Source organism: Methylobacterium sp. 1973 (assembly GCF_040545035.1).
Taxonomy (GTDB): domain Bacteria; phylum Pseudomonadota; class Alphaproteobacteria; order Rhizobiales; family Beijerinckiaceae; genus Methylobacterium; species Methylobacterium fujisawaense.
Genome location: NZ_JBEPLA010000007.1, coordinates 19674 through 36168, shown reverse-complemented (window position 1 = coordinate 36168; position 16495 = coordinate 19674). Strand labels below are relative to the sequence as shown.

At 72.0% G+C, this 16495-nt stretch carries 17 protein-coding genes; 2 read left to right on the top strand and 15 right to left on the bottom strand.

Translation table 11 applies throughout. From position 1 onward, the window contains the following. Positions 1-160: 160 nt before the first annotated feature. Together ABIC70_RS15030 and ABIC70_RS15025 are read right to left on the bottom strand one after the other, a co-directional pair. Positions 161-1090 carry an AEC family transporter gene (locus tag ABIC70_RS15030; RefSeq protein WP_043759569.1) on the bottom strand — a complete coding sequence of 310 codons (930 nt, stop codon included), beginning with the start codon at positions 1088-1090 and terminating at the stop codon, positions 161-163. Positions 1091-1167: 77 nt separating this feature from the next. Next, positions 1168-1746 (bottom strand): peroxidase-related enzyme, encoded by a 579-nt coding sequence (locus tag ABIC70_RS15025; RefSeq protein ID WP_043759571.1) that lies wholly within the window; start codon positions 1744-1746, stop codon positions 1168-1170. A gap of 717 nt (positions 1747-2463) precedes the next feature. Between ABIC70_RS15025 and ABIC70_RS15020 the strand changes: the two genes are divergently transcribed. Next, on the top strand, positions 2464-3336 hold the full coding sequence (locus ABIC70_RS15020; protein WP_354440000.1) for a lysozyme inhibitor LprI family protein: 873 nt from the start codon (positions 2464-2466) through the stop codon (positions 3334-3336). Between the two features lie 12 nt (positions 3337-3348). Here ABIC70_RS15020 and ABIC70_RS15015 read toward each other — a convergent pair whose 3' ends face one another. Beyond that, a complete protein-coding gene (locus ABIC70_RS15015; RefSeq protein WP_354439999.1) occupies positions 3349-4320 on the bottom strand; it encodes a YiiG family protein in 972 nt (323 codons plus the stop codon). Between the two features lie 376 nt (positions 4321-4696). Between ABIC70_RS15015 and ABIC70_RS15010 the strand changes: the two genes are divergently transcribed. After that, entirely contained in the window at positions 4697-5293 is a 597-nt protein-coding gene (locus tag ABIC70_RS15010; protein ID WP_354439998.1) for an HD domain-containing protein, read from the top strand. 19 nt (positions 5294-5312) lie between these two features. Here the strand turns inward: ABIC70_RS15010 and ABIC70_RS15005 are convergent, their stop codons facing one another. The 12 genes from ABIC70_RS15005 to rho all read right to left on the bottom strand — a co-directional run bounded on the left by ABIC70_RS15005 (position 5313) and on the right by rho (position 16157). After that, positions 5313-6473, bottom strand: a complete 1161-nt coding sequence (locus tag ABIC70_RS15005) for a glutathionylspermidine synthase family protein (RefSeq protein WP_354439997.1) — start codon at positions 6471-6473, stop codon at positions 5313-5315. Then, on the bottom strand, positions 6473-7168 hold the full coding sequence (locus ABIC70_RS15000) for a DUF1190 domain-containing protein (protein ID WP_342142166.1): 696 nt from the start codon (positions 7166-7168) through the stop codon (positions 6473-6475). Before ABIC70_RS15000 ends, ABIC70_RS15005 begins: the two co-directional genes overlap by 1 nt. A 7-nt stretch (positions 7169-7175) precedes the next feature. Further along, on the bottom strand, positions 7176-7574 hold the full coding sequence (locus ABIC70_RS14995) for a DUF350 domain-containing protein (protein ID WP_043353858.1): 399 nt from the start codon (positions 7572-7574) through the stop codon (positions 7176-7178). A 220-nt stretch (positions 7575-7794) separates the two neighbouring features. Continuing rightward, on the bottom strand, positions 7795-8691 hold the full coding sequence (locus tag ABIC70_RS14990; protein WP_043353860.1) for a TIGR01459 family HAD-type hydrolase: 897 nt from the start codon (positions 8689-8691) through the stop codon (positions 7795-7797). Between the two features lie 127 nt (positions 8692-8818). Then, a complete protein-coding gene (locus tag ABIC70_RS14985) occupies positions 8819-10048 on the bottom strand; it encodes an extracellular catalytic domain type 1 short-chain-length polyhydroxyalkanoate depolymerase (protein WP_051044910.1) in 1230 nt (409 codons plus the stop codon). Positions 10049-10249: 201 nt separating this feature from the next. Next, the gene (gene dnaQ / locus ABIC70_RS14980) at positions 10250-10972 is read right to left on the bottom strand and encodes a DNA polymerase III subunit epsilon (RefSeq protein WP_354439996.1); all 723 of its coding nucleotides are present in this window, start codon (positions 10970-10972) and stop codon (positions 10250-10252) included. 71 nt (positions 10973-11043) lie between these two features. After that, positions 11044-11259, bottom strand: a complete 216-nt coding sequence (locus ABIC70_RS14975; protein WP_043353881.1) for a hypothetical protein — start codon at positions 11257-11259, stop codon at positions 11044-11046. 66 nt (positions 11260-11325) lie between these two features. Next, entirely contained in the window at positions 11326-11964 is a 639-nt protein-coding gene (coaE, locus tag ABIC70_RS14970; RefSeq protein ID WP_354439995.1) for a dephospho-CoA kinase, read from the bottom strand. Then, positions 11961-12809 (bottom strand): shikimate dehydrogenase, encoded by an 849-nt coding sequence (locus ABIC70_RS14965; RefSeq protein ID WP_043353865.1) that lies wholly within the window; start codon positions 12807-12809, stop codon positions 11961-11963. Before ABIC70_RS14965 ends, coaE begins: the two co-directional genes overlap by 4 nt. After that, positions 12806-13807 (bottom strand): cation diffusion facilitator family transporter, encoded by a 1002-nt coding sequence (locus ABIC70_RS14960; protein WP_274926570.1) that lies wholly within the window; start codon positions 13805-13807, stop codon positions 12806-12808. Before ABIC70_RS14960 ends, ABIC70_RS14965 begins: the two co-directional genes overlap by 4 nt. 12 nt (positions 13808-13819) lie before the next feature. Next, positions 13820-14431 (bottom strand): Maf family nucleotide pyrophosphatase, encoded by a 612-nt coding sequence (locus ABIC70_RS14955; RefSeq protein ID WP_043386158.1) that lies wholly within the window; start codon positions 14429-14431, stop codon positions 13820-13822. A gap of 376 nt (positions 14432-14807) precedes the next feature. Next, positions 14808-16157: a transcription termination factor Rho gene (gene rho / locus ABIC70_RS14950; protein WP_043386160.1), complete on the bottom strand. Its 1350-nt coding sequence runs from the start codon at positions 16155-16157 to the stop codon at positions 14808-14810. Between the last annotated feature and the right edge of the window lie 338 nt (positions 16158-16495).

Genomic DNA, 16495 nt, shown 5'->3' with positions numbered 1-16495 from the left:
GCCGAACCGTGCCGCTCCTATAGGGCTAAAGGATTGGCACAGGCGGGCTAACCGTCCGCGCGGGAGGCCGGTGCCGGGTGGCCGAAGGGCACGGCGACCGGATCCGCCATGCGCGCGCGACGCCAGGTCGCACGACGGGGCCGGGCGGCGCGCCGGGAGCCTAGAGCGGAACCCAGGCGGCGAGGGCGATCAGGACCAGGGGCATCGCCACCAGGGCCAGCACGGTCTGCGCCGCCGTGATCCCCGCCATCAGGGGGGCGTCCCCGCCGAGCTGCCGGGCCAGGATGTAGGCGGAGGAGGCGGTGGGCAGGACCTGGAAGAGCAGGGCGGTGGTCAGCGCCGGGCCGTGCAGCCCGAGGCACAGGGCCGCCAGAACCGTCGCCGCCGGCATGGCGATGAACTTCATCGTCGAGGCGGCGAGCACGGGCCCCGCCCAGTGCCGGGCGGTGCCGAAGTCGAGCGCCGCGCCGACGCAGAGCAGGCCGAGGGGCAGCGACGCGGCCCCGAGGGCCCGCAGGGCCGGTTCCAGCCCCGGCGGAATACCGAGGCCGAGGCCCTGGACCAGGATTCCGCCGAGCGAGGACACCACCAGCGGGTTGGTGGCCAGTTGCCGGGCGATGCCGCGCGGCGTCAGCCGCACCGTGCCGTGCCGGGCGAAGACCAGCACGCAGAGGATGTTGACGGTGGGCACGATCGCCGCGTTGCAGATGGCCGCCAGCGCGATGCCCTGCGGCCCGAACAATCCGGCGGCCAGCGTCACCCCGACATAGTTGTTGAAGCGGACACTGCCCTGGAACACCGAGGTGAAGGCCGGTCCGTCGAGCCTCAGGCACGGCCTCAGGACGATCACGAGAACCGCGACGGCGAGGGTCGACAGGATCAGCGTCAGCGCGAGGGCGCCGACCGGCACGGCCTCGATCCGCGCCGTCGCGAGGCCGTGGAAGAACAGGCTCGGCAGCAGCACGAAGTAGCCCAGCCGCTCGGCCTGCGGCCAGAAGCCCTCGGCCAGGAAACCACGCCGCCGCAGGGCCAGTCCCAGCGCGGTCAGGATCACGATCGGCAACAGGGCGAGCAGCACCGCGCCGGTCACGGGAGAGGGTCCAAGGCGGTGTCGCTTTCAGCTGCGCCGGTCAGGTGCGCCGCGGCGCTGGCGGGACGGCCATGCCGTCAGCCGCGCCCCAGCGTGTAGAATTCCGGGTTGGGCCGCAGGCCGGTCACGTTCGCCAGCCGGTTCGACAGGCCGAAGAAGGCCGCGATGGCGGCGATATCCCAGGCATCCGCGTCGTCGAAGCCGTGCGCCCCGAGCGTTTCGAACGCGGCCTCCCCCACGAGATGCGCGGACTGGCTGACCAGCATGGCGAAATCGAGCATCGCCTTCTGCCGATCGGTGAGGTCGGCCTTGCGGTAGTTGATCGCGACCTGATCGGCGATCAGCGGGTCCTTGGCGCGGATCCGGAGGATCGCACCGTGGGCGATCACGCAGTACTGGCACTGGTTCATGGCCGAGGTCGCCACGACGATCATCTCGCGCTCGGCCTTGGTCAGGTTGCCCGGCTTGTCCATGAGGGCGTCGTGATACGCGAAGAAGGCTCGGAATTCCTCCGGGCGATGGGCGAGCACCAGGAACACGTTCGGGACGAAGCCGGACTTTTCCTGCACCGCCTCGATCCGCGCGCGGATGTCGGCCGGCAGATCCTCCAGGCGGGGGATCGGGAAGCGGCCGATCGGGGCGTGTGCGGCTGACATGGGCGCGCTCCTCGCGGATCGAGCCGGCGCCCGAGGCCGCCGGCCGTCCTGCGCAGGCGATAGACCGAACGGTCTCCTCAGCGCAATCGATCGCGGCCGCGCGCACCGGACCGGCCGCTTCCGATCGAGACCGGGTGAAACGTGGGTCCCGGGATCGGTCTCGCAGGGATGCCGTCGTGCGACGATCGCGGGATGCTGTGCGGCGCTCCCGCTCGTCGGGGCTGCCGGCATGCGTCACCGCGAAGATCCGGCCGACGGCACGATCGCGCGACGCAGCCTTGACCGGGCGGCAGGAAGCGGCAGCCCGTGTCCCTCGATCATCGACAGCTCGTTGAGCGATGCCTTTCTGTTTTGGCAAATAGATTTGTGAACGAGAACGTCCGACAGATCATGGAGAACGATCTTTGGGAATCAATGTCCGGTGGTTTCGCCGCGTACCCCTGTATCGCGCGCCCGGGTCGGGAGACGACATCCGCCAGGCCGGGCACACGGGTGCGCAGGCGACGCCGACGGCAGCGTTTTCACTCCGCCTCGACCCTGTGCGGTCTTCACGGTCGGCCTCAACTCTGCCCGAAAGCTTTCGTTCGGTCCGCCGACGATCCGGTGACCCGGGCTCCCGGCCCGTTCCGGGATGTGGCGGCGCGCTGGAGGGAGGATGTTGTGCTGCGACGGAAGACGCCTCCGCCGAAGCGATCACGGCCGGCAGGCGGCGGATCGATGCCCGGTCCCGCCCGGGCTTCCGGTCAGGCCTCGCCGAGAGCGGCGTTCGCGGAGCGCCCGGCCTTCCAGCCGCGGCGATGGCGGGCCGCGTGCCCCGTGCTGGCGCTCGGCTTCGGCCTGAGCGCGGGCGCGTCCGCCGCGCAGGCGGCTCCGGATTGCGCCGGGAGCCGGAGCCGGGTCGAGACGCTGATCTGTGCCGACCCCGCTCTGACGAGGCTGGACGACGAACTCAGGCGCCTGTTCGACAGGATCGCCGGGGAGACACGTGGGATCGACGGAGAGACCGGCCGGGCGATCGACACATTCGGTGCGGACCACGCACGCTGGCGCACGCGGATCCGCGATGCCTGCCCGGATGCCGCCTGCCTGACGCGGGTCTATACCGCGCGGATCGCGCAGGTCCGGCGCGACTGGAGCGAAGCGCTGTCGGACACACCCGCGCTCCGGCACGTGGTCAATGCCCGTTTCGGCTTCTCCATCGACGTTCCCGCCGACCTCGTCGCGGAGCCGCCGCCCGACAACGGCGACGGGCAGGCCTTCCATTCGGCCGACGGCCATCTGCACCTGACGGTGTCGGGCCTGAACGACGGGCTCGACCAGGATCTCGACGCCGTCGTGGCCGCGGACCGGAAGACCTGCCTGCGGCAACCGCCCGAATACGGGGCGCGCAAGCCCGGCTGGATCGTGTTTTCCTGCACGACCGCCGACGGCATCCTGTACCGGAAGACCCTCCGGGCGGGCGGGAGCGGCGGCGCCTTCGTCACCCTGCGCATCCGCTATCCCGTGGCCGAGCGGGCGCGCTGGCAGGCGGCCGTCACCACGGCCGCGACCTCGCTGCGGCTGACGGAACCGGGCCGGGACAGCCGCTGACGGCGCCCCCGATCACCGCGAGAAGGTCGTGGCCGTCTGCGCGGTCGAGACCATCGTGTTGTAGTCGTTCACGATCCAGGTCACGTCGCGCCCGGCGCCGCGGCGGGCATCCCCCTTGGCCTTGGCGAGCTTGGCGTCGAATTCGCGCAGCTTGCCGAGCAATGCGCGCGGCCGGCTCTCGAACACGTGGAAGGCGTTCGGGTTGGCGGCGCTGTACCCGTCCAGGTCCTTCACGGCGACGGCGTAGCGCCCGAGCGCGGCCTCGAAGGCCGCCATGTCGACGACCGGCTTGGCGTCGGTGGGCAGCAGGTCCATGACCTTGCGCGCCTCGGTCATCACGTTCGCGACGTGCCAGCGCGCCTTGCGGCCCTCCCGCGCCTCGATGGCGGCGAGTTCCAGCGCGTTGCTCTTCTCCTTCTCGACCCGCAGCGCGGCGTCGACCTGGGCACGCGCCGCCAGGAAGGCCGGCCCCGCGACGGCGAGCTTGGCGTGGAGCGCCTTGCCCTGCTCCATCTTGTCCGCGCGGTAATCCTGCCGCTCGTAATAGCCCTCCGCCTCGGTGATCGTCGGCGCGAGGGCCTGGTAGGCGGCGATGTAGCGCGTCATGGCGCCGTCGAGGTTCGGCATCGCGGGCGGCTGCGCCGTCGCGGCCTCCGCCTTCGCGATCTCGCCGCGGACATCGTAGAGCCCGTAGAGGCCGTAGATGATCCGCTCGCGGCCGGTCGGGCCAGTCTTCATGTTGACCCAGCTCTGATAGCGGCTGAGCGATTCCTGCGCCCGCAGGGTGCGGTTGAGGAGCCCGACATAGGCGTTGAGCTTGCGGATCGTCTCCTGCGCGGGATCGACATCGGGCTTGGACGCCTGACCCGCCGGGGCGGAGGCGGAGGCGGGGGCGGAGGCAGGGGCCTGTGCGCGAGCCGGGGCGGCGGCGAGCAGCGTCGTCAGAACCAGCCACGTGGTCGCTGTCAGGGTCCTCGTTCTCATGGGCGCGGGGGATCCTCCGGATTCGTTCAGCCCGTGTAGCCGGCGCCCGGCGTGAAGACCAGATGCGATAACCGGTGTCATCCGTCCAGTAGAGACCCTGTCACGGACAACGGCATTGCATTGCGCAAAATCGAAGATTGCATGATTGATCATGGATGTGGAGACGATGGTCTCGCCGGACGCGACCGATTCAGCCTTCGGACGCACAGCGCCGCTTGAACCGGGCAGCGCATGCGGATGTCAGGATTTGCGCCGGGGCGGGCCACGACAGGCCGGACGTTGCTCGACATACCGCGCGCGGACGGGCCATCGACGAACCCGGATCGGTGCGGTCCCGTCTCGTCCCGCGGAGGCGGATCGGATAGAGGATCGGACGATGCTCGACGGCCATCCCCGCATCCTGGCTGACCTGCGTGCCCGGCTGGCCGAGCCGCAGCGCGTCTATCACGGCCAGGCGCATATCGACGCGCTCCTGGAGGCGTTTCGCGCCCACCGCGCGACCGTCCGGAATCCCGACGCGGTGGAACTGGCGATCTGGTTCCACGACGCCGTCTACCAGCCGGGCGCCCCGGACAACGAGCGCCGCAGCGCCGCGCTCCTGCGGGTGCTGCTGGAGGGCGCGGTCCCGGCACCCACGCTGGCGGCGGCCGAGACGATGATCCTGGCGACCGAGCGGCACGCCGTCCCGGACGGTCTCCCGGCCGCGCTCGCCGCGGACGTCGCGCTCTTCCTCGATCTGGACATGGCGATCCTCGGGGCGGCCCGAGCCGCCTATGACGGCTACGCCGCGGGCGTGGCGCGGGAATTCGTCCCGGTCGTGGGCGAGGCCGCCTACCGGCAGGGGCGCGCGGCCTTCCTGCGGGGGGCCCTCGCATCCGGCCGGCCGCTGTTCGTCACCGACCGGGCCCGGGCGGAGCTGGAGGGGCCGGCGCGGTCGAACATGCGGCGGGAACTCGCGGCGCTGGGCCGGTGACCGGCGACCCGGGCCCCGGTCACGGCGCGATGAGGTGCGGGACGAACCGGGCCCGGTCGGTGGTGATGAGGCCGTCCGACTCGCGCAGGCACAGGCCGGCGGGTCGATCGCCGACCATCCAGCTGCCGACCAGCGCGCGGCGGCCCTCGAAATCGGGCAACGCGGCCAGGGCCTGCCGCACGAAGCCTTCGCCGCCATAGGGACCCTCGTCGCGCGCCGCGACGGCGCCGTCGCGCACGATCAGCACGTTGGCGCCCTCGCGCCCGTAGAGGGGCTTCCTCACGAAGCTCCGGCCCAGCGCGGCCTTGGCCGGGTCCTCCTCGAAGTAGGTCGGCAGCAGGTTGGGATGGCCCGGCGCCATCGCCCAGAGATGCGCCAGCATCCCCTTGTTGGAGAGCACCGCCTTCCAGGGCGGCTCCAGGAATCGGGTCGATGCCGTGCCGACCGCGCGGCCGAACGGGTCGGCGAACATCCATTCCCACGGGTAGAGCTTGAACAGGCAGCCGATCGGGGCACCGGCCGCGTCCACGAAGCGCCCGTCCACGGCGAGCCCGATCGCCTCGACCGGCAGGAAGGGGGCGGCGCGGCCGGCCTGGAGCGCGCAATCCTGGAGATAGGCCAGCGTGCCGCGATCCTCCGGCGCGTCGGGGAAGCCCGCGAAGGCGACGCCCTCCGGGGGCGCCACGGCGGCGAAGCGCGCCACCAGCGCCTCGTGCAGGGTGTTGAACTGGTCGGCGCCGGCGGGGAGGCGTCCCCGGGCCAGCCCGTCCTCCAGCCACAGCCACTGGAAGACCGCGCTCTCGTAGAGGGCGGTGGGCGTGTCGGCGTTGTATTCGAGGAGCTTCGCCGGCCCGGTTCCCCCGTAGCTGAAGTCGAAGCGCCCATACAGGCTGGGGTCGCGCCGCTCCCAGCTCGCCCGGATCGCGTCCCAGGCATGCTCGGGGATCCGCAGCGCGGCGAGAATCGCTTCGTCGCGGACCGCCCGGTCCACGAAGGCGAGGCAGAGCTCGTGCAGCGCGGCGCTCGGCGCCTCGATGGCGTCCTCGATCTCGGCGAGGCTGAAGGCGTAGTAGGCGGTCTCGTCCCAGTAGGGGGCGCCGTCGAACGTGTGGAAGGCGAAGCCGGCCCGCGCGGCGTGCAGCCGCCAGTCGGGCCGCTCCGGGATCGCCACCCGGCGCATCAGCCGCCTCCGAAACCGCCCGTGCGGCCGCCCGAGCCTCCGGAGAACGCCGTCGCCCGCCCGGTGCCGCCGAAGCCGCCGCGGCTGATCGTGCGCGGGGTCGTGCTCGTGGTGCGGGCGACCGAGGCGGGGACATGGACCCGCGAGACGCCGCCCGCATAGGCGACCCGGCCGCCCGTGCCGGTGCAGTAGCCGCCCCCATGTCCGGCCGTCCCCGCCTCCGCCGCGTCGCGCTCCTCTTCGGGGGCGTGCGGGTAGAGCGGCTGGACCGGCAGGTCCTGCGCGTCCGTCCGCCCCATCAGGAAGGCGGCCATCACCGGCAGGTAGCGGCCGCGCGCGGCCTCCGTGACCGGCCCGCCCGGCGTGCAGCCGCCGGTCCCGTGGTGGCGCTGGCAATCGGCCTCGGTCTCGTAGCGCGGCGCCGTCGCCGCATAGGCCTCCTGCGCGGTCTTGTAGGCGGCGATGCAGGCCTCGGCGCTGCGCAGCTGCTGGGCGATGCAGGCGCCGAGCGTCCCGTAGACGAGCGCCTCCTCCTCCCGCTGGGACGGGTCGAGGCCGCCGAGGGTCAGGGCGGCCGCGCCGGCGCCCGCGACCAGAACCAGCGACACGGCGGCCGAGCGCTTGGAGCGGCGGGCGGCGGCGAAACCGGTTTCGGGCGCGCCGACGGCTGCGGGGGCGGGGGCGGTCTCCGTCACCGGCCGCTCAATAGGTCATCGCGGCGGCGTTCACGACGCCGCCCGCCAGCGAGGCCGCGCCGAGGAGGAGCGCGGCGGCGGCGCGATCCTCCTCGATGCGCCGCGACAGGTCCGGCACCGCAAGGCGCACGAGCCAGTAGATCGCGATCTGGATCACGAGGGCGATCAGGCCCCAGATCAGGCAGTCGAGCAGGGACCGCGCGTTGTAGATCGCCACCGCCAGCGGCAGGGTGAAGCCGAGCAGGCTTCCGCCCAGCGCGATGGCCGCAGCCGTCACGTCCCGGCGGATCAGCGCGACCTCGTTATGCGCGGTGGCGAGGGTGTAGATCAGCAGGTAGAGGCCGATCAGTCCGGTCGCGGTGCCGAGATAGAGCAGGAAGTCCGGCAGTCCGGAGACCAGGGTCACGCAAGACCCGCCGTCTCACCGGCCCCGATCGTCGAAAGCACCGCAGCCGGACAGGTCTCCCGGTCGAATCGCATGACGAGCGAAGCGAATGTCGGAGCTGATTGTTGGACGCGGGATCGATTCACGCCCGTAAATCCACGCAATTTCCCGCGCGGTGTCAAGCTTGTCGCGGATTTCAGAGAGTTGGACTGACGGCAATACGCCGAGGTCCGGAAGGGCGCTACCAGACCAGCCGCTCGATCACCCCGTCCGGATGCACCGCCTGCCGGCCGAGCCACTCGGCCACGTCGCCCAGGCGGTGATGCGCGGCCGTGACGCCGAGTTCCTCCGCGTGGATGCCCCGGGCCACCAGCACGCTGGCGATGCCGAAGCCGCGGGCGCCCGCGATGTCGGTGCGGATCGCGTCGCCGATCGCCAGGACCCGCGCCGGATCCACCGGGGCCCCGGTGAGGGCCGCCCCCTTGGCGAGGGCCGCCTCGTAGACCGGGCGGTGCGGCTTGCCGGCATAGACCACGGGGCCGCCGATCTCCGCATAGGCCGCCGCGAGCAGGCCCGCGCAGGGGATCAGGCGGTTGCCGCTCTCCACGACGAGGTCGGGATTGGCGCAGATCATGGTCAGCCCGCGGGCGGCCAGACGCTCCAGCTCCGGCCGGTAATCGTCCGGGGTCTCGCTGCGGTCGTCGAACAGGCCGGTGCAGACGACGAGGTCGGCCTCCGATTCCGGGACGAGGCTGAGGTCGAGCCCCTGGAAGATGCCGAGGTCGCGCTCCGGTCCGAGATGCCGGATCCGGGCGCCCGGGCGCGCGGCGATCAGGTCGTGGGTGAGGTCGCCCGAGGTCAGGATCGCGTCGTAGGCCTCCCGCGGCACGCCGAACCGGTCGAGGATGCGGCCGACGCCGTCGCCGGGCCGGGGTGCGTTCGAGACGAGGACGACCCGGCGGGGCCGCGCCCCCGGACGGCCACGGAAGCGGATCAGCGCCTCGCCGGCGGCCTCGTGGGCCTTCTGGCCGTCATGCAGCACGCCCCAGACGTCGCAGAGGATCAGGTCGTACCGGTCGGCGACCTCGGCGAGACCCTGGAGGGTCGGGATCGGCGCGGGGGTGGCGGTCGCGGTCATGGAAGGTCCTGGAAGGTCCTGGATTCAAAAGGTCCGGGACCTTTTGTGGGTGCAGGGCAAAGCCCTGCGATACAGCAGGGCCGCGCCCTGACAACCCGCCAGAGTGCGCGGCCCTTGGGGAAACCCCTTACGGGCGCCGGGCCGGTCCCAGCCGGTGCTCGGCGAAGAAGTCGAGCATCGCCCGGGACGCGTCGGGCCCCTCGGGGTCCGTGTAGCTGCCGTCGGGGCGGCCCCCGGACCAGGCATGGCCGGCGCCGCGCACCCGCCAATCCTCGACCACGACCCGGCCCGCCTCGTCCCGGTAGCGGGTGCGGGTGAAGGGGTGGCCGCGGCCCTCGAAGGTCTCGGACCGGGCGATCAGACCGGCGACGTGCGCCTGGGCCAGAACCTGATCGGCGTTGCGCACGCTCACCGTGCCGTCGTCCTCGCCGTGGAAGATGATCGTCGGCACGCGGGTGGCCGGGGCCGGGCTGCCGAAAGCCGTGGCGGTGCCGAGGCCCGGGGCGCCGACCTGCATGGCCATCAGCGCCGAGCCGAGATCCCGGGCGCAGCCGGCCGCGAGGCCGGAATGCACGCCGACGGCGGCGAAGAGGTCGGGATAGGCGCGGGCGATGTTCAGGGCGGCGGCGCCCCCCGCCGACAGGCCGGCGATGTAGACCCGGGCTCGGTCGATCGGGTGCTCCGCCATGATGGCGCGGGCGAGGCCCGCGATGATCGCCGGCTCGCCCGTGCCCCGGCCCTGGTCCCGGGGCTCGTACCAGTTCCAGCAGCGCTGGGCATGGGCCTGACGGCTCTGGGCCGGGTAGGCCACGAACACGCCGGCGCGCTCGGCGAGGGTGTTCATGCCGGTGCCGGCGGCGAAATCGTCCGGATTCTGCGTGCAGCCATGCAGCATCACGATCAGCGGCGCGGCCGCGTCCGGATGGCTCGGGATGAACAGCTTGTACTCGCGGGTGCCGGCGGGCTCGGCATGGGTCAGGGCGACGAAGCGGCCCCCGGTCCCGCCCCCCCGGTCGGCGGGCGGCGGAGCGGGGTGCCGCAGCGGGTTGCCCAGGCCCTTCAGCACCGGTGCAAGGCCGCGCACGACCTGCCCCACCACCTCGCGCATCCGCGTCCCGGATTCCGCTGCGGGAATCTGCGGCACGGCCGACGGATCGGCGTGGTGCGGGGAAGAGTCTGTCGACGCGTGTTCAGCGGGTGCGGCCCTCTGGCCGGCAAGGCTGCGCTGGATCAGGGCGGTCGCCTCCTCGAGCCGACCGAGGCCGGTCAGACGGGTGGCCTCGATCATGTCGGCGAAGGGCGACAGGCCGGTCTTGTCGTCGCGCTGTCCGTCGCGACTGCCGAAATTCTCGGTCATGCGTGCGCGCCTCACTGCCTCAATGTCTCTGTCACGGCCGGACCCGATGCGCCTGCGCCACCGCACGGGCATCGCATGAGCCGACCCTCACCATCCTGCGAGATGATGTGTCGAGGATGTTTTGTGCATTGCAATAAACGCCCCTGTGCAATGCGACAACCGTCGGCGCCGCGCAGCAGGCTTAGGGATCAGACCGCCGGATCAGACGGGATCGTCCGCCCCGATATAGTCGGCCCAGATCGCGGCAGGACCGAGGCTCGCGCGGAAGCCGTCGTGGCGGGCGCGCTCCGCATCGGTAAGACGGCTCCGGTAGGGACGGGGCGCCACGGGGGCCACGGCCTGGGCGGAAGATCCGGCCACCGGGGCGGCTTGCTCCGCGTCCAAGAGCCCGAGGCTGGTCTGCTTGCCCCCGAGGAGCTCGACATAGACCTCGGCCAGGATCTGCGCGTCGAGGAGCGCCCCGTGCTTGGTGCGCCGGGTGTTGTCGATGCCGTAGCGGCTGCAGAGGGCGTCGAGGTTGTTGGCCGCGCCCGGATGCTTGCGCCGGGCCATCGGCAGGGTGTCGACCACGTCCTCCAGCCGGATCGGGGGCGGGGCGTTCGCGCCGAGCCGGGCGTATTCCATGTTGAGGAAGCCGACGTCGAAGGGCGCGTTGTGGATGACGAGGCGTCCGTCGGCCAGGAAGGCCAGCAGCTCGCCGACGATCTCCGCGAAGACCGGCTTGTCGGCCAGGAACGCGTCGGACAGGCCGTGGACATTGAACGCCCCCTCGGAGACCGCCCGCTGCGGGTTGCAATAGCGGTGGAAGCTCCGGCCGGTGGGGATGTGGTTGAGGAGTTCCACCGCGCCGATCTCGATCAGCCGGTCGCCTCCCTTCGCCTCCGTGCCGGTGGTCTCGGTGTCGAGGACGATCTCGCGCAGCATGGGTCTCGCGACTCGCGGGGTGGGGGCGGACCCTAGCCGGATAAGGCGGAGGGGTTAAGCTCCCGTGCGCCTCAGCGGGACGTGTTGCGGTAGACGCAGACGGGTCCCCGGTCCTCGTAGCCGCCCGGACAGGCGGTGACGCAGGCGCCGGCCGCGAACTTCTTCGGCGGGGGGCAGCTGGCGGCGTACTGGGCCTGCGCGGGCATGGCCGCCAGCAGCACGAGAAGGGTCGCGGCCCCGAGGCCGCCGGACCGGACCGGATCCATCCCGCCGGAGTGCCGCGCCATCACGTCCATCCTGCCGTTCGTGTTCCCCCCGGAACGCAACCGCAGATATTCATCCGCGCGGGCGTGTCATCCGGTGCCGTGGTGCGGCTCCGCACGATGCGCCGTGAGGCGCTCGACGATCCGCGCCACCTCGGCCTCGGCGGCGGGAAAACCCCGGCTCGTGTCGATGACGAAATCCGCCCGGGCGCGCTTCTCGGCGTCGGGCATCTGCTTGGCCAGGATCGCCGCGAAGGCCGCCTCGGTCATACCGGGGCGGGCGAGCACCCGGGCGCGCTGGATCTCGGGCGGGGCGCTCACCACCACGACCGCGTCGCAGCGGCCCGCGCCGCCGGTCTCGTAGAGGAGCGGGATGTCGAGGACGACCAGCGGCGCCGCCGCGTGCCGCGCCAGGAAGTCCGTGTTGGCCGCCCGGACCAGGGGATGGACGATGGCCTCCAGCGCCGCCATCCGGTCGGGCGCGTCGAGCACCGCGGCGCGCAGCCGCGTCCGGTCGACGCCGCCGTCGCCGTCGAGCACGCCGGGAAAGGCCGCGCCGATCGCCGCGGCGGCCGCGCCTCCGGGCCCGTAGAGGGCGTGGACCGCGGCGTCGGCGTCGTGAACCGGGATGCCGCGGTCGGCGAACATCCGGGCGGTGGCGGACTTGCCCATGCCGATCGAGCCGGTGAGCCCGAGGATGACGGGTCCGGATCCGGCCTTCGGGGTCATCCGGCGAGATCCGCCACGATCCGGTCGCGCAGCGCCGGGGTGACGGCGGGGCGCGGGCCGAACCACGCCTCGAAGCCCGGCACCGCCTGGTGCAGCAGCATGCCGAGCCCGTCCACGGCCGCGAGCCCCCGGCGGCGCGCCGCCGCGAGGAGCTCCGTCTCCAGGGGTGCGTAGACGATGTCGGCCACGGCCGCCTCCGCCGGCAGGGGCGATAGGTCGATGGCGAGGGGCGGCTGGCCCTTCATGCCGAGGGACGTGGTGTTGACCAGGAGGCCGGTCCCGGCGAGCGCCGCCGGCAGGTCGTCCCAGGCGAGCGCCGCGCCGATGCCCGGCGCGAGCGCCGCCACCGCCTCGGCCCGGGCCGCGGTCCGGTTGGCGACCCAGATGCGCCGCAGGCCCCGCTCGGCCAGCCCGACCACGATCGCCCGCGCGGCGCCGCCGGCGCCGAGCACCAGGGCGGTGCCGCCCGCCCGCGCCGGCCAGGCTGCGCCTAAGGTGTGGTCGAGATGGGCGCAGAAGCCCGGCGCGTCGGTGTTGTCGCCGCGGATCCGCCCGTCGGGCTCGACCACCAGGGTGTTCACCGCGCCGATCGCCTTGGCCCGCGGCGTCAGGGTGTCGGCCAGCGCGAAGGCCGCCTCCTTGTGGGGGATCGTGACGTTGCCGCCCCGGAAGCCCGAATCCGGCAGGGCGCGGATGAAGTCCGGAAACGCCGCCGGCGGCACGTCGAGCCGCTCGTAGGAGCCCGGGATCCCGTGCGCGGCGAGCCAGTACCCGTGGATCAGCGGCGAGCGCGAATGGGCGATCGGGTGGCCGACCACGAAGGCGCGGGGATTCGCGACGCTCATGCCGCGCAATCCTGCGCGAGGCGGCAGGCCGGGCCGCCGGCCTCCTCGATCTGCAACGTCGCGTGGCCGATGCCGAACCGGGTGCGCAGGCCCTCGGCGGTCTCGTTGAGGAAGCCGTTGCCGGGGTGGCCGTGAGCCTGATGCCCCTCCGCCATCACGAGATGGACGGTCAGGGCGATGCTGGTGGTGCTCATGGGCCAGATATGCAGGTCGTGCAGGCCGGCAACGCCGGGCCGTCCGAGGAGGAAGCCTGTCACGGCATCGGGGGAGATCTGCGGCGGCACGGCGTCGAGGGACATCGCCACGCTGTCGCGCAGCAGGCCCCAGGTCGCCCAGACGACCAGAGCCGCGATGACGAGGCTGACCGCCGGGTCGAGCCAGGCGAAGCCGGTGAGCTGGATCACGAGGCCCGCGATCACGACCCCGGCCGAGACGGCGGCGTCGGCCGCCATGTGGAGGAACGCCCCGCGGACGTTGATGTCGCCCTTGGCGCCGCTGACGAAGAGCCACGCGGTGAGGCCGTTGACCAGGATTCCCACCGCGGCCACCACCATCACGGTCGTGCCCGCGACCGGCTCCGGATGGACCAGCCGGACCAGCGCCTCCCAGATCACCGCCCCCATGGCGATCAGCAGGACCACGGCGTTGAACAGGGCGGCCAGGATCGAGGAGCCGCGATAGCCGTAGGTGAAGCGCGCGGTGGCGCGGCGGCGCACCAGCAGGGCGGCGATCCAGGCCGCCGCGAGGCCCAGAACGTCCGAGAGGTTGTGGCCGGCATCGGCCACCAGGGACATGGAGTTGCTGAGATAGCCGTAGGCCGCCTCGATCACCACGAAGGCGGTGTTGAGGACGATGCCGATGGCGAAGGCCGTGCCGAAATCCTTCGGCGCGTGCGCGTGGCCGCCGTGGCCGCCATGGGCATGGCCTCCGTGAGAATGGCCTCCGTGAGCGTGGCCTTCGTGGGAATGGCCGTCGTGGGAATGGTCATGCCCGGCCAAGGGGAGGCTCCCTCAAAAATCCAGAACCCCGGCCCCGCGCAGGCGGGCGAGGAGCGGCAGCAGCGGCAGGCCCAGCACGGTGCTGTGGTCGCCCACGACCGATTCGAACAGGTGGATCCCAGGCCCTTCGAGCTGGTAGCCGCCGACGCTCGACCGCACCCGTGCCTCGCCGGCACAGCCCACATAGGCCGCGATGGCCCTTTCATCGAGGGGGCGCAGGGTCAGCCGGGCGGTCTCCACGAAGGCGTCCTGCACCGCCCCGGCCAGGACCACGGCGGAATGCAGGGCGTGGGTGCGGCCGGACAGACGGGCGAGCTGGGCCCGGGCGGCCTGCGCATCGGCCGGCTTGTGGAATACGGTGCCGTCGAGATCGAGCACCTGATCGGCGCCGATGACGATCCGGCCGGGATGGCGCGCCGCCACCGATTCCGCCTTGGCGCGGGCGAGCACCAGGGCGAGGTCGGGCGGGGACAGGCCGGCGCACCCCGCTTCCAGGGCGCGCTCGTCGACATCCGGGGCGGCGGTCTCGACCGGCAGGGCGGCGCTCTCCAGGAGGAGGCGCCGGGTCGGGCTGGTCGAGGCGAGGAGGAGCGGATCCGGACCGGTCCAGGGCGAGCGGAGCATCGCGCCAGTGTCACGGATCCGGGGATCGGTGCAAGCCGGGGATCGCGCGGGCTGCGACGAGCCCCGCCGCCGGGATGGACCGGCCGGCGGGGCTGTCGCGGCGCCGATACGCAACCTGGCGCCCGAAGAGGACCTTGGCAGGGAGGGGTTAGGAGACAGTCAACGGCCGCATCGCGGAGCCGGTCGCTTCCGTGCCGCGGCGGGACAGAGGCACACCGGCCCTCCAACCCTCCCCCTCATCCTGAGGTGCCGTAGCGCAGCGGAGGCCTCGAAGGAGGCCTCCGGATGCCCTGCGATCCCTGGAGCCCTCCTCCGAGGCGACTGCGCCGCACCCGAGGAGGAGGCGACGGGTTGGGATGCCCGTTGAACCGGCGCCTCAGGTATTCATCGAGTCGAAGAAGTCGCTGTTGCTCTTGGTCTGGCGCAGCTTGTCGAGCAGGAACTCGATCGCGTCGGTGACGCCCATCGGGTTGAGGATGCGGCGCAGCACGTAGGTCTTCTTGAGCGAATCCGGCGGGACCAGCAGCTCCTCCTTGCGGGTGCCCGAGCGGGTGATGTCGATCGCCGGGAAGATGCGCTTGTCGGAGACCTTGCGGTCCAGGATGATCTCGGAGTTGCCGGTGCCCTTGAACTCCTCGAAGATCACCTCGTCCATGCGCGAGCCGGTGTCGATGAGCGCGGTGGCGATGATCGAGAGCGAGCCGCCCTCCTCGATGTTGCGGGCCGCGCCGAAGAAGCGCTTGGGCCGCTGCAGAGCGTTGGCGTCGACACCGCCGGTCAGCACCTTGCCGGAGGACGGCACCACGGTGTTGTAGGCGCGGCCGAGGCGGGTGATGGAATCCAGGAGGATCACCACGTCGCGCCCGTGCTCCACGAGGCGCTTGGCCTTCTCGATCACCATCTCGGCGACCTGCACGTGGCGGGTGGCCGGCTCGTCGAAGGTCGAGGCGATGACCTCGCCCTTCACCGAGCGCTGCATGTCGGTGACCTCCTCGGGCCGCTCGTCGATGAGCAGCACGATCAGGTAGCACTCGGGGTGATTGAGGGTGATCGACTGCGCGATGTTCTGCATCAGCACGGTCTTACCCGTGCGCGGCGGCGCCACGATCAGGGCGCGCTGGCCCTTTCCGATCGGCGCCACGATGTCGATGATCCGCGGGGAGAAATCCTTCTTGGTCGGGTTGTCCAGCTCGAGCTTGAACCGCTTGGTCGGGAAGAGCGGCGTCAGGTTGTCGAAGTGGACCTTGTGCTTGATCTTCTCCGGGTTCTCGAAGTTGATCGTGTTGACCTTGAGGAGCGCGAAGTAGCGCTCGCCGTCCTTGGGGCCGCGGATCGGGCCCTCGACGGTGTCGCCGGTGCGCAGGCCGAAGCGGCGGATCTGGGTCGGCGAGATGTAGATGTCGTCGGGGCCGGGCAGGTAGTTCGAGTCGGAGGAGCGCAGGAAGCCGAAGCCGTCCTGCAGCACCTCGACGGTGCCCGAGCCGATGATCTCGACCTCCTTGGCAGCGAGCTGCTTCAGGATGGCGAACATCAGCTCCTGCTTGCGCATGGTCGAGGCGTTCTCGACCTCGACCTCCTCGGCGAAGGCCGTCAGGTCGGTGGGCGTCTTCGACTTGAGGTCCTGGAGCTTGACCTCGCGGACGCCCTCGAGGGCGGCGGGCATGGTGGGCGCATCGGCCGGCTCCGCGGTCTCGATGTCGGCGAGGGCGTCGGGGTTTGGCGTCATGGGGTGTCTTGCAACCGACGGAAGAGGTGGGAGGGCCGGTTCAGTGCCAGGCACCCGGGGGATGGGCGCCGAAGAGCGGGCCGCGCTGCGGCGAGGGGCCCGGGGTCAGATTGGCGAAACCGATGAGGCAGGACCCTCGCGGCTCACGGGCGCGCTGCGGCGCAGACCTTGTGATGAGGGCGCAGTAGAGATAACGCCTTTTTCGCCCGCACTCAAGGGCCCGGCGCGGGATGCCGGCGCGGGGACCGCAAAGGCCCGGCCGCAAGGGCCTCGCCGGGGCGCCGAGCCGGCGCTAGAGAGGCAAGCCCGCAGACGGGGTCATCGGAACCGGGCCGGCG

Coding starts and splice junctions, on each gene's coding strand:
- ABIC70_RS15025 (WP_043759571.1), bottom strand. CDS start 1,746: ATGTCAGCCGCACACGCCCCGATCGGCCGCTTCCCGATCCCCCGCCTG.
- ABIC70_RS15020 (WP_354440000.1), top strand. CDS start 2,464: ATGCCCGGTCCCGCCCGGGCTTCCGGTCAGGCCTCGCCGAGAGCGGCG.
- ABIC70_RS15015 (WP_354439999.1), bottom strand. CDS start 4,320: ATGAGAACGAGGACCCTGACAGCGACCACGTGGCTGGTTCTGACGACG.
- ABIC70_RS15010 (WP_354439998.1), top strand. CDS start 4,697: ATGCTCGACGGCCATCCCCGCATCCTGGCTGACCTGCGTGCCCGGCTG.
- ABIC70_RS15005 (WP_354439997.1), bottom strand. CDS start 6,473: ATGCGCCGGGTGGCGATCCCGGAGCGGCCCGACTGGCGGCTGCACGCC.
- ABIC70_RS14990 (WP_043353860.1), bottom strand. CDS start 8,691: ATGACCGCGACCGCCACCCCCGCGCCGATCCCGACCCTCCAGGGTCTC.
- ABIC70_RS14985 (WP_051044910.1), bottom strand. CDS start 10,048: ATGACCGAGAATTTCGGCAGTCGCGACGGACAGCGCGACGACAAGACC.
- dnaQ (WP_354439996.1), bottom strand. CDS start 10,972: ATGCTGCGCGAGATCGTCCTCGACACCGAGACCACCGGCACGGAGGCG.
- ABIC70_RS14975 (WP_043353881.1), bottom strand. CDS start 11,259: ATGGCGCGGCACTCCGGCGGGATGGATCCGGTCCGGTCCGGCGGCCTC.
- coaE (WP_354439995.1), bottom strand. CDS start 11,964: ATGACCCCGAAGGCCGGATCCGGACCCGTCATCCTCGGGCTCACCGGC.
- ABIC70_RS14965 (WP_043353865.1), bottom strand. CDS start 12,809: ATGAGCGTCGCGAATCCCCGCGCCTTCGTGGTCGGCCACCCGATCGCC.
- ABIC70_RS14955 (WP_043386158.1), bottom strand. CDS start 14,431: ATGCTCCGCTCGCCCTGGACCGGTCCGGATCCGCTCCTCCTCGCCTCG.
- rho (WP_043386160.1), bottom strand. CDS start 16,157: ATGACGCCAAACCCCGACGCCCTCGCCGACATCGAGACCGCGGAGCCG.